An 11,740-nucleotide genomic window follows, 5' to 3' on the forward strand; every position below is an offset into this window, starting at 1 on the left:
GGCTTTATGCAGTTCCCACACACATCACAGCAAGCCCAACTGCCGTTGTTCGAGGCATTCATGGTGCAACCGTTGGCGCCGATTCTGAAAGACGTGGTCGAGTCGCCCTGGAGTGCCGAACCTGAAGTCTTCAGCGAGCTTTCACTGCGTGGTGCGGCCGGGAACTGCCTGAACCTTTTGGCGTCGATTCTCCGGGAACTGAGTCAGGATCAGGACGCGCGGTGGCTGACTCTGATCGCCCCACCCGCCAGCCTGACTCAGGCGTGGTTGCGAGACGCCGGCCTTAACCGTGAACGCATCCTGCTTCTGCAACCTCGCGGCACTCAAAGTGCTCAGCAGCTGACCTGCGAAGCCTTGCGCCTGGGCCGCAGCCACACGGTTGTCAGCTGGCTCAACCCGCTGAACACAAATTCACGGCAACAGTTGATCAACGCAGCCCGTATCGGGGATGCGCAGAGCCTGAATATTCGCTTGGGTTAACGTGTAAACAAAGCGCGCAATGCATAGCGCGGGGCTTCTCAAAGGATAGAGAAGCCGATCCGTAGCCATATCAGCAGAAAGCGAAGAATGGGATCAGTGGAGGACCCGCGAACTCTCATCGGTATTGAATTCGCCTTCAACCAGGCGTCCTGCCATCTGGACACCGACGCTCAACATCGCCTTGGCGACTTCCACGTGCTGGCCCTGCAGGAAAGCCTTGGCATCCTCGGAGAAATCCAAAGTAACCAGAGAACCCTCGTCCTCGGCCCTGCGCAGCTCGATTCGGCCGTCTGGTAACTCGACAATTTCTAGAAAGGACGTTGGCATAAAGGTCTGTTCTCCACGAAAGGCGGGGATTATATAGGCATCGGCCAGGCTTCGCTCGGTAACTTGACCAGCAGCGCTTTTAATCGCACCGCCGGCTCTCAGTCGATCAGCACTCGTTCAAGCCTTCGCGAAACCGGATCGCCAGCGCTTTCAGGTTTTGACGCCAGCTCTCCAGCTCTTCGCGACTCAACTCCTCAGGCGCCTCTTCTTCATCCAGGTTAACCGCGAGGATGAGCGGCTGGGTCACGTCACCCTTGGGCTTGTGCGGAGCGCGAGGCGGTTGAAACATCGCCGCGTGAGCCGCCAGCAGCTTGGCTAGCCAGGTTTCCCGATTCTGAGCCAGCTCGACCATCTCAGCCATCTCAGGGATGGCGATGGCTTCCAGCACTTCGCGAGTTAGCAACATCTCTGCCCGGGGCGCATTGGCCTGAGGCAAGCGGTAGAAGCCGGCAATTTCATGGCACAGCCCCAGCAACGCGCCGTACAGATGAAACAACGCCGACTCGCGCCCGGCCTGAATCAGTGCCAGAGAATTCATCGCTCGCCCCTCTTCGGCTCTGGCGAGCGCTTCCAGCGACAGGCCGGCGAAATAAATCTTCTGGTTGGTACGGGTATAGAGTTCGTGGGCCATGACGGCAGCCTCCACAACGAAATAATTGCTTAACGCAGGTCAGACAGTGTCGAGGATCAGCCGAGCTGACCGCAAGCACAAAACAAAAAGGCCGCATGAAAACCCGAGGGTTGTCATGCGGCCTTTTGTGTACAGCCTCTTTTACGCTTTGGCTGCCGGACGCTTGTCTTCAACCGTCCATTTACCGCCGTCGTAGTACGCCTTCCAGCCAGTCGGCTTACCGTCGACTTCAGTCTGCACGTACTGCTCTTTGGTCTTGCGGCTGTAACGGATTACAGCAGGCAGGCCGTCCGGATCTTTCTTTGGTGCTTCGCAGAGGAAGTGGTACTTCGGATCGATCTCATCCTTGTGCGGCACAATTTCGATGACCAATGGAGCACGCGTCTCGCGGTTTTTCGGGAATTGGCTGGCCGCCAGGAACAGGCCGGAAGCACCGTCGCGCAGGATGTAGGTGTCATTTACCTTTTCGCATTTCAGCTCAGGCATCTTCACCGGGTCCATCTTCGGTGGCGCAGCGTCACCGCTTTTCAGCAGCTTGCGGGTGTTCTTGCACGTTGCGTTGGTGCAACCGAAGAACTTGCCGAAACGGCCGGTCTTGAGCTGCATCTCGCTGCCACACTTGTCGCATTCCAGGCTCGGACCTTCGTAGCCCTTGATGCGATAGGTGCCCTCTTCGATTTCATAGCCAGCGCAATCCGGGTTGTTACCGCAGATGTGCAGCTTGCGCTTCTCATCCAGCAGATAAGCGTCCATCGCCGTGCTGCAGATCGGGCAGCGGTGCTTGCCACGCAACACCAGAGATTCGGACTCACCCTCGTCATCCGCAGCGATTTCGTCGCCCGGCACCAGGTTGACGGTAGCCTTGCAGCGTTCTTTCGGCGGCAGGCTGTAACCCGAGCAACCGAGGAACACGCCGGTCGATGCGGTACGAATCTGCATCGGACGACCGCACAACACGCACGGAATGTCAGTCATCACCGGCTGGTTGGCACGCATGCCGCCTTCGGCGCTTTCAGCTACTTCGAGCTTCTTCTTGAAGTCGCCGTAGAACTCGTCGAGCACGCTTTTCCAGTCGCGTTCGCCCTGGGCCACGTCATCAAGGTTCTCTTCCATGCCGGCGGTGAAGCCGTAGTCCATGAGATTGGAGAAGCTCTCGGCCAAACGCTCGGTCACGATGTCGCCCATCTTTTCCGAATAGAAACGACGGTTGTGCAGCGCTACGTAGCCACGGTCCTGAATGGTCGAAATGATCGCCGCGTAGGTCGAAGGACGACCGATGCCGCGTTTTTCCATTTCTTTAACCAGGCTCGCTTCCGAGTAACGCGCAGGTGGCTTGGTAAAGTGCTGGGTCGGATCAAGCTTGATCAGCTTCATCGCGTCGCCCTGGGCCATGTCCGGCAGCACGTCGTCATCGCCTGGCTTGGCAATTTGCGGCATGACGCGGGTGTAACCGTCGAATTTCAGGATGCGGCCCTTGGCGCGCAACTCGAAATCGCCGGCACCGACTGTGACCGTGGTCGACAGGTATTGGGCCGGCAGCATCTGGCAAGCGAGAAACTGGCGCCAGATCAGCTCGTAGAGCCGCTCTGCATCACGCTCCATGCCCGACAGCTTGCTTGGCTCGGTGTTGGCGTCGGACGGACGAATCGCTTCGTGAGCCTCTTGTGCGCCTTCCTTGCTGCTGTAGACATTCGGGTTTTCCGGCAGGTACTTCTTGCCGAACTCGCCTTCAATATAAGTGCGTGCCATCGTCACGGCATCGGCCGAGAGGTTGGTGGAGTCGGTACGCATATAGGTGATGTAGCCAGCTTCGTACAAACGCTGGGCCATCATCATGGTTTTCTTCACGCCAAAGCCCAGGCGGTTACTCGCGGCCTGTTGCAGAGTGGACGTGATGAACGGTGCCGACGGCTTGCTGCTGGTCGGTTTGTCCTCGCGCTTGACGATGCTATAGCTGGAAGACTTGAGCTTCTCCAGCGCGGCCATGGCCTGGGCTTCGTTGAGCGGCTTGAAGGCCTCGCCCTTCTCACGCGCCACGTCGAAGCGCACAGTCGCGCCCTTGGCGGTGCCGAGGTCGGCGTGGACTTCCCAGTATTCTTCCGGGTTGAACGCGCGAATTTCACGTTCGCGCTCGACCACCAGCTTCACGGCAACCGATTGCACGCGACCGGCGGACAAGCCACGGGCGACCTTGGCCCACAGCAGCGGCGAAACCATGTAACCCACCACGCGGTCGAGGAAACGACGCGCTTGTTGTGCATTTACACGGTCAATGTCCAGCTCGCCCGGTTTGGAGAAGGCTTCCTGGATTGCTTTCTTGGTGATTTCGTTGAACACCACGCGCTTGTAGCGGCTGTCATCACCACCGATGGCTTCGCGCAGGTGCCAGGCAATGGCTTCCCCCTCGCGATCCAAGTCGGTTGCGAGATAGATGGTGTCAGCATCTTTGGCGAGCCGGCGCAGCTCTTCGATGACCTTTTCCTTGCCCGGGAGGATCTCGTACTTGGCTTTCCAGCCATGATCGGGATCAACACCCATCCGCGAGACCAGCTGCTTGCGCGCCTTTTCTTTCGGCGTGAGCACCGGACCTTCACCCGCGGCGGCCTTGCCGCGTTTGGCGGCTGGCTCTTTGCTGGCGCTAGCCGAACCGCTGGTGGGCAGGTCTCGGATATGGCCGATACTCGACTTCACCACGTATTGGTTACCCAGATACTTGTTGATGGTCTTGGCCTTAGCCGGGGATTCCACAATGACCAGCGATTTGCCCATGGATCAGAAAATTCCTGAATTCTAGAAGTGAAAGGCGGTTGGCGCCTGACGCGGCACCGCTATATATAGTGGCTACAAGGTGAGGTCAAGCGCAGGGTCTTGCGCGCACTCAGCTTATGGCTTGGAAAAAAGGCTCGGTTCGGCTTGCACCAAAGCAAAGCGCGGCACCTGTTCGCCGTCAACCTCGACTGACTCAAGGAACATGCTCAAGGGACGCACCCAAAAGCCGTAATCGCCATACAGGGCTTGGTAGAAGACCACTTCTTCTTCAGTTTCCGAATGCCGCGCGATGTTGAATACGCGGTACTGCGGACCTTTGTAATGCTGGTAGAGCCCAGGTTGTATCGGCATGGTTTGGCCCTCACTCAAATCTTTTAAAAATAAAAACAAAAAATAAATTCAGAAAAACAAAAACCGGGGCACTTGGCCCCGGCTTCCATCAGCGAAACGCTTAAACGCGTTCGAAGACGGTGGAGATGCCTTGGCCGAGACCAATGCACATGGTGGCTACCCCGAAGGTGCCGCCATTCTGCTTCATCACGTTCAGCAAAGTGCCGGAGATACGGGCACCGGAGCAACCGAACGGGTGACCCAGGGCGATCGCGCCGCCGTGCAGGTTAACCTTCTCGTTCATCTTGTCGAGCACTTTCAAATCTTTCAGCACTGGCAGGGCCTGTGCCGCGAAAGCTTCGTTGAGCTCGAAGAAGTCGATATCGTTAATACCCAAGCCTGCACGCTTCAGTGCTTTCTGAGTGGCCGGTACTGGACCATAGCCCATGATTGCCGGGTCCACACCTGCCACTGCCATCGAGCGGATAACCGCCATTGGCTGGATGCCCAGGTCCTGTGCACGTTGCGCCGACATCACGATCATGCACGAAGCACCGTCGGTGATCTGCGACGAAGTACCGGCCGTTACGGTGCCGCCCTTGGGGTTAAACGCTGGCTTCAGAGCCGCCAGGCTTTCCAGGGTGGTTTCCGGACGAATGGTTTCGTCGTAGTCGAACAGTTTCAGGAAACCGTTCTCGTCGTAGCCCTGCATCGGGATGATTTCGTCTTTGAACTTGCCTTCCAGGGTCGCTTTGTGAGCGAGCTGGTGGGAGCGCACGCCGAAAGCGTCCTGTTGTTCGCGAGTGATGCCGTGCATTTTGCCCAGCATTTCAGCGGTCAGGCCCATCATGCCCGAGGCTTTCGCCGCGTACAGCGACATGTGCGGGTTCGGATCGACACCGTGCATCATGCTCACGTGGCCCATGTGCTCGACGCCGCCGACAACGAACACGTCACCGTTGCCGGTCATGATCGCTTGTGCGGCAGTGTGCAGCGCGCTCATCGACGAACCACACAGACGGCTGACGGTCTGGCCGGCAGCAGTGTGCGGGATCTGCGTCATCAGGGACGCCATGCGGGCAATGTTCCAGCCCTGCTCCAGAGTCTGGTTTACGCAGCCCCAGATCACGTCTTCGACTTCGCTCGGGTCAACCTTGACGTTGCGTTCCAGCAATTTGCTGATCAAGTGCGCCGACATGTCTTCGGCGCGGGTGTTGCGGTGCATGCCGCCCTTGGAGCGGCCCATCGGAGTACGACCGAAGTCGACAATCACGACGTCTCTTGGATTCAAGCTCATAAAATTTCACTCTCGCTCAAGTGTTGGGACGCTTAACCGAAGAACCGTTGGCCGGTTTTGGCCATTTCACGCAGTTTTGCGGTCGGGTGGTACAGCGCGCCCAAATCAGCGTACTGGTCAGCCAGGGCAACGAACTCGGCAACACCGATCGAATCGATGTAGCGCAGCGCACCGCCACGGAATGGAGGGAAACCAATACCGTAGACCAGACCCATGTCGGCTTCGGCGGCAGTTTCGACAATGCCGTCTTCCAGGCAACGCACGGTTTCCAGGCACAGCGGGATCATCATCCAGTTGATGATGTCTTCGTCAGTGACTTCGCGCTGCTCGTAAACGATCGGCTTGAGCACTTCCAGCACCGACGGATCGGCCACTTTCTTTTGCTTGCCGCGCTTGTCGGTCTCGTAAGCGTAGAAACCCTTGCCGTTTTTCTGGCCCAGGCGCTTGGCTTCGTAGAGCACGTCGATAGCCGAACGGCGATCGTCTTTCATGCGGTCCGGGAAGCCTTCAGCCATCACGTCACGACCGTGGTGACCGGTGTCGATGCCGACCACGTCCATCAGGTAGGCCGGGCCCATTGGCCAGCCGAATTTTTCCATGATCTTGTCGATACGGACGAAGTCCACGCCAGCGCTGACCAGCTTGGCGAAACCGCCGAAGTACGGGAACAGGACGCGGTTGACCAGGAAGCCCGGGCAGTCGTTGACGACGATCGGGTTCTTGCCCATTTTCTTGGCGTAGGCAACGGTGGTGGCAACAGCCAGCTCGCTGGACTTCTCGCCACGAATCACTTCAACCAGCGGCATCATGTGCACCGGGTTGAAGAAGTGCATGCCGACGAAGTTTTCCGGACGCTTGAGGGCTTTGGCCAGCAAGGTGATGGAAATGGTCGAGGTGTTGGACGCGAGGATAGTGTCCTCTTTGACCTTGTCTTCGACTTCGGCCAGAACGGCTTGCTTGACCTTCGGGTTCTCGACAACAGCTTCAACAACCAGGTCCACGTGACCGAAATCACCGTAGGACAGGGTCGGACGAATGCCGTTAAGCACTTCAGCCATTTTCGCCGGGGTCATGCGACCTTTATCAACGCGGCCGACCAGCAGCTTGGCGGCTTCAGCCAGGCCCTGCTCGATGCCGTGCTCGTTGATGTCCTTCATCAGGATCGGCGTGCCTTTGGAAGCCGACTGATAAGCGATACCACCACCCATGATGCCGGCGCCCAATACGGCAGCCTGCTTCACTTCTTTGGCGATGTCGTCGTAGGCCTTGGCTTTTTTCTTCAGCTCCTGATCGTTCAGGAACAGACCGATCAAGCTCTGCGCAGCAGAAGTCTTGGCCAGCTTGACGAAACCGGCAGCTTCGATTTCCAGCGCCTTGTCACGACCGAAGTTCGCGGCTTTCTGGATGGTCTTGATCGCTTCAACCGGTGCCGGGTAGTTCGGACCGGCTTGACCTGCCACGAAACCTTTGGCGGTTTCGAAAGCCATCATTTGTTCGATGGCGTTCAGTTTCAGCTTTTCCAGCTTCGGCTGACGCTTGGCCTTGTAGTCAAACTCGCCAGAGATGGCGCGCTTGATCAGCTCCAGGGCGGCTTCCTGCAATTTCTCAGGGGCAACCACGGCATCGACGGCGCCGACTTTCAGCGCGTCTTCAGGACGGTTTTCCTTGCCGGCGGCAATCCACTCGATGGCGTTGTCGGCACCGATGAGGCGCGGCAGACGCACGGTACCGCCGAAGCCCGGGTAGATGCCCAGTTTGACTTCCGGCAGACCGATCTTGGCCTTGGTGGACATGACGCGGTAGTCCGCCGCCAGGCACATTTCCAGACCGCCACCCAGCGCGATGCCGTTGATCGCGGCGACAGTCGGGACATTGAGGTCTTCGAAATCGCTGAAAATCTTGTTGGCTTCCAGGTTGCCAGCAACAAGCTCTGCATCAGGCAGCTTGAAGTTCTCGACAAATTCGGTGATGTCGGCGCCGACGATGAAGACGTCCTTGCCACTGCTGACGATCACACCCTTGATCGAAGCATCTGCCTTGATAGTGTCTACGGCCTGACGCAGTTCGTTCAGGGTTAGACGGTTGAACTTGTTAACGGACTCACCCTTGAGGTCGAATTTCAATTCGACGATGCCACTTTCAAGAGCCTTAACCGTGATGGCTTTACCTTCGTAAATCATCAACTGATCTCCACGATATGGAAGCTGAACAGTACACGTCGGACGCAGGCGAATGGCTCGGCAGGACGCTTATCGTCGATGCTAACGCCAATCCACCCGGCACACCCGCCAACGCGATAGTCGGGATTCTGTAGGAGCGGTCTGAAATACAAACGCTCAATTCATACGCCCGTTTGATTTGGGTACGCCACCTTCACGGAATTTCCGACAATTGTCAATCGCCCAAAATACGGGTTGAAACGCGACTTTGCGGTCACTTCCGTACTGCGAAGATCTTCAACACGCATCTGCATGTGAGCCCATTCATAGTATCAATAGTTAGAAAAGTCGCCCTAATTCGCTACAGCCTTTGTTTAACAGGCTACGCTGGCGGGAACTCGATAAAAAAATATAAACAATTTGGGCGAACGCCCGGCGCAAGATCAGCGGCACAAAGAATTACCGGCCTGCCTGGCCAACCCCGGCCCGATGATGATGTCGGGCTTTTTATTGCCTGTCTGTCGGAGGTTTCGCGCCATTGCAGCGCGAAATGTCCGTGAATCATGCCAGCGCTTTCAGCACTGCATCAATGTCCTGCAAAATCGTCGCCTCGCCCTTCTCGCCCCAGTACAGGGTGATCATCTGCTTGTCCGCCTCAACCTTGTAGACGTTGGTTGGCAATTTTTCGAAATGATTGAGCAGCGCTCGGTCTTCGCAAACCTCCTGCCACTGGTTCACCCACACACCCGGCGATTTTTGCCAGTAACTCCAGCACGCCGGCTGATTGCCACGACGCGGCCGATGGTACTGGGCGCAAGGGCTCGGTGGCTCCTGGCTCAGCCAGTGCGGCCATTCCTGGGGCGCAAGCTGCATAGCCAATCCGATACGCCGCGCCTCCATGCGCAAGGCCATGCGCCCGCTCTGCCCACGGGACGGTCGCAACCATGCCAGCGGACTCAGTACCACCAGCAGGATTGACACCACTATCCAGACCGTCATATCTGTACTCCCGATTCTTGATGAGCGCTTTGAGCCACTTTGGAACCAATGCGCTTGAAACCAGCCATACTTACCAATATTGCAATCCTCAGGAGGAGCACCTCATGCCCTACAACCACATTCTGGTCGCTGTAGATCTAACCGAAGAGTGCGACCCTGTAATCCATCGTGCTCGCGAGTTGTCGGTGAGCAACGGAGCGAAATTATCCCTGGTCCACATCGTCGAACCGATGGCCATGGCCTTTGGTGGCGACGTCCCCATGGACCTGTCACAACTGCAACAGCAGCAGTTCGATCAGGCCAAGGAACGCCTGGACCGACTGATCGTGAAGTACCCGGAGCTTTCCAAAGAATACAGCCACCTGACCTACGGCCAGCCACGCCAGGAGATCCACCACCTGGCCAAGGAACAGACCTGCGACCTGATCGTGGTGGGCAGCCATGGCCGACACGGCCTGGCATTGCTGCTGGGCTCGACGGCCAATGACGTGCTCCACGGTGCGCCTTGCGATGTGCTCGCGGTGCGCCTGATCAAAAGCTGAAATACTTTCCATTGTGGGAGCGGGCTTGCTCGCGAATGCGGTGGATCAGTCAATATAAGTGTCGACTGATACGCCGCCTTCGCGAGCAAGCCCGCTCCCACAGGGGATTTGCGTCAATCTGTAGATCGCATTTCATACGAAAAGCCCGGCGTTCATCACTGAACGCCGGGCTTTTTTATTGCAGGATCAATCAGGCATCCAGCTCGGCCCAACGCTCGACCATCACGTCGTGCTCAGCCTGCAACTGCTCAAGCTGAGCGATCACGGCAGCGGTCTCGACCGCAGGACGCTGATAGAAACCGGCATCGGCCATTTGAGCCTCGACGGCAGCGATCTGCTGTTCCATGGCTTCGATCTGAGCCGGCAACATCTCCAGCTCACGCTGCAACTTGTAGCTGAGCTTCTTCTTCACCACCGGCGCTTCGACTGCTGCAGCAACCGGCGCCGCTTGCGCCGTCACCACCGCCGAAGTCAGGTCGGCTTTGCCGGACTTGCTCTCGGTCACGCCCAGCAGGCGCGGCGAGCCGCCCTGACGCAGCCAGTCCTGGTAACCACCAACGTATTCACGAACCTTGCCTTCACCTTCGAAGACCAAGGTGCTGGTGACCACGTTGTCGAGGAATGCCCGGTCGTGACTGACCATCAGCACGGTGCCGTTGAAGGTCAGCAAGACCTCTTCCAGCAGTTCGAGGGTTTCCACGTCGAGGTCGTTGGTCGGTTCGTCGAGGACCAGCAGGTTCGCCGGTTTGCTGAACAATTTGGCCAGCAACAGACGCGCACGCTCACCACCCGACAGCGCCTTGACCGGCGTGCGGGCACGCTGCGGGCTGAACAGGAAGTCGCCGAGGTAGCTCAGCACGTGGCGGCTCTGACCATCGATATCGATGAAGTCGCGACCTTCGGCCACGTTGTCGATCACAGTCTTTTCCAGGTCCAACTGATGGCGCAACTGGTCGAAATAGGCCACGTCGATGCGCGTCCCTTCTTCCACTTTGCCGCTGGTTGGTTGCAAACCGCTGAGCATCAGCTTGAGCAGCGTGGTTTTACCGGTACCGTTGGCGCCAAGCAGACCGATACGGTCGCCGCGCGTCAGGACCATCGAGAAATCCTTGATCAGGAACGGGCCACCTGGATGCGCGAAACTCACGTTCTCGAGCACCATCACCTGCTTGCCGGATTTATCAGCGGTATCCAGCTGAATGTTGGCCTTGCCGGTGCGCTCGCGACGTTCGCTACGCTCGACGCGCAGGGCTTTCAATGCGCGCACTCGGCCCTCGTTACGGGTGCGGCGGGCCTTGATGCCCTGGCGGATCCAGACTTCTTCCTGGGCCAGCTTTTTGTCGAACAGCGCGTTGGCCGTTTCTTCAGCGGCCAGGGAGGCTTCCTTGTGCACGAGGAAACTGGCGTAGTCGCCGTTCCAGTCGATCAGGCCGCCGCGATCCAGTTCCAGAATGCGGGTCGCGAGGTTCTGCAGGAATGAACGGTCGTGCGTGATGAACAGCACGGCGCCCTGGAAATCCTTCAGCGCTTCTTCGAGCCAGGCAATTGCACCGATGTCCAGATGGTTGGTCGGTTCGTCGAGCAGCAACAGGTCCGGCTCGGAAACCAAGGCCTGGGCCAGCAGGACGCGGCGACGCCAGCCGCCGGACAATTCGGCGAGGGTCTTGTCGGCCGGCAACTGCAGACGGCTCAAGGTGCTGTCGACCAATTGCTGCAAACGCCAGCCGTCGCGGGCCTCGAGGTCGTGCTGGACGTGCATCAACTTGTCCAGGTCGGCGTCAGTGACGATGTTCTGGCTCAGGTGGTGATACTGCGCGAGCAGCTCGCCCACACCGTCCAGGCCTTCGGCCACTACGTCGAACACGGTCCGCTCGTCGGCTACCGGCAATTCTTGCGGCAATTCGCCAATCTTGAGGCCGGGGGCGCGCCAAACGGAGCCCTCATCGGGCTTCTGGTCGCCCTTGACGAGCTTCATCATGCTCGACTTGCCAGTGCCGTTGCGGCCGATAATGCACACCCGCTCACCACGGGCGATCTGCCAGGACACCTTGTCCAACAACGGCATAGCGCCGAAAGCAAGGGACACATCGCTGAATTTGAGCAGGGTCATGAGCTTCTCCAAAAACCGGGCGCGCATTCTACCTGACTTGAGGCTTCAGAAGGCCGGCTATTTCAATGTCGAAGCACTCTGCATGACAATTGTTGC

At 58.1% G+C, this 11,740-nt stretch carries 10 protein-coding genes; 2 read left to right on the forward strand and 8 right to left on the reverse strand.

Annotation, left to right across the window (positions count from 1 at the left end):
- Positions 1-6: 6 nt before the first annotated feature.
- A complete protein-coding gene (gene sulA / locus ACYZTM_RS05125; protein ID WP_461987409.1) occupies positions 7-480 on the forward strand; it encodes an SOS-induced cell division inhibitor SulA in 474 nt (157 codons plus the stop codon).
- Between the two features lie 93 nt (positions 481-573).
- On the opposite strand, the gene ACYZTM_RS05130 is transcribed toward sulA, so the two are convergent.
- The 7 genes from ACYZTM_RS05130 to ACYZTM_RS05160 all read right to left on the reverse strand — a co-directional run bounded on the left by ACYZTM_RS05130 (position 574) and on the right by ACYZTM_RS05160 (position 8,992).
- Positions 574-807, reverse strand: coding sequence for a hypothetical protein (locus ACYZTM_RS05130; RefSeq protein ID WP_010456352.1), 234 nt, complete (start codon positions 805-807; stop codon positions 574-576).
- A gap of 106 nt (positions 808-913) precedes the next feature.
- Entirely contained in the window at positions 914-1,438 is a 525-nt protein-coding gene (locus tag ACYZTM_RS05135) for a DUF6586 family protein (RefSeq protein ID WP_131059949.1), read from the reverse strand.
- A gap of 141 nt (positions 1,439-1,579) precedes the next feature.
- Positions 1,580-4,207: a type I DNA topoisomerase gene (gene topA, locus ACYZTM_RS05140; protein ID WP_461987411.1), complete on the reverse strand. Its 2,628-nt coding sequence runs from the start codon at positions 4,205-4,207 to the stop codon at positions 1,580-1,582.
- Between the two features lie 114 nt (positions 4,208-4,321).
- Complete coding sequence (locus tag ACYZTM_RS05145) at positions 4,322-4,558, reverse strand: DUF1653 domain-containing protein (protein WP_461980604.1); 237 nt, start codon at positions 4,556-4,558, stop codon at positions 4,322-4,324.
- Between the two features lie 100 nt (positions 4,559-4,658).
- Positions 4,659-5,834: an acetyl-CoA C-acyltransferase FadA gene (fadA, locus tag ACYZTM_RS05150; protein WP_008007076.1), complete on the reverse strand. Its 1,176-nt coding sequence runs from the start codon at positions 5,832-5,834 to the stop codon at positions 4,659-4,661.
- A gap of 32 nt (positions 5,835-5,866) precedes the next feature.
- On the reverse strand, positions 5,867-8,014 hold the full coding sequence (fadB, locus tag ACYZTM_RS05155; protein ID WP_131059951.1) for a fatty acid oxidation complex subunit alpha FadB: 2,148 nt from the start codon (positions 8,012-8,014) through the stop codon (positions 5,867-5,869).
- Between the two features lie 540 nt (positions 8,015-8,554).
- Positions 8,555-8,992, reverse strand: a complete 438-nt coding sequence (locus ACYZTM_RS05160) for a hypothetical protein (protein WP_131059952.1) — start codon at positions 8,990-8,992, stop codon at positions 8,555-8,557.
- A 104-nt stretch (positions 8,993-9,096) separates the two neighbouring features.
- Between ACYZTM_RS05160 and ACYZTM_RS05165 the strand changes: the two genes are divergently transcribed.
- Positions 9,097-9,534, forward strand: a complete 438-nt coding sequence (locus ACYZTM_RS05165; RefSeq protein WP_008151425.1) for a universal stress protein — start codon at positions 9,097-9,099, stop codon at positions 9,532-9,534.
- 190 nt (positions 9,535-9,724) lie between these two features.
- Here the strand turns inward: ACYZTM_RS05165 and ACYZTM_RS05170 are convergent, their stop codons facing one another.
- The gene (locus ACYZTM_RS05170; RefSeq protein WP_461987414.1) at positions 9,725-11,644 is read right to left on the reverse strand and encodes an ATP-binding cassette domain-containing protein; all 1,920 of its coding nucleotides are present in this window, start codon (positions 11,642-11,644) and stop codon (positions 9,725-9,727) included.
- Between the last annotated feature and the right edge of the window lie 96 nt (positions 11,645-11,740).

The sequence above is a fragment of the Pseudomonas sp. MDT2-39-1 genome (genome assembly GCF_054898085.1).

Coding starts and splice junctions, on each gene's coding strand:
- ACYZTM_RS05130 (WP_010456352.1), bottom strand. CDS start 807: ATGCCAACGTCCTTTCTAGAAATTGTCGAGTTACCAGACGGCCGAATC.
- ACYZTM_RS05170 (WP_461987414.1), bottom strand. CDS start 11,644: ATGACCCTGCTCAAATTCAGCGATGTGTCCCTTGCTTTCGGCGCTATG.
- ACYZTM_RS05160 (WP_131059952.1), bottom strand. CDS start 8,992: ATGACGGTCTGGATAGTGGTGTCAATCCTGCTGGTGGTACTGAGTCCG.
- fadA (WP_008007076.1), bottom strand. CDS start 5,834: ATGAGCTTGAATCCAAGAGACGTCGTGATTGTCGACTTCGGTCGTACT.
- ACYZTM_RS05145 (WP_461980604.1), bottom strand. CDS start 4,558: ATGCCGATACAACCTGGGCTCTACCAGCATTACAAAGGTCCGCAGTAC.
- topA (WP_461987411.1), bottom strand. CDS start 4,207: ATGGGCAAATCGCTGGTCATTGTGGAATCCCCGGCTAAGGCCAAGACC.
- sulA (WP_461987409.1), top strand. CDS start 7: ATGCAGTTCCCACACACATCACAGCAAGCCCAACTGCCGTTGTTCGAG.
- ACYZTM_RS05165 (WP_008151425.1), top strand. CDS start 9,097: ATGCCCTACAACCACATTCTGGTCGCTGTAGATCTAACCGAAGAGTGC.
- fadB (WP_131059951.1), bottom strand. CDS start 8,014: ATGATTTACGAAGGTAAAGCCATCACGGTTAAGGCTCTTGAAAGTGGC.
- ACYZTM_RS05135 (WP_131059949.1), bottom strand. CDS start 1,438: ATGGCCCACGAACTCTATACCCGTACCAACCAGAAGATTTATTTCGCC.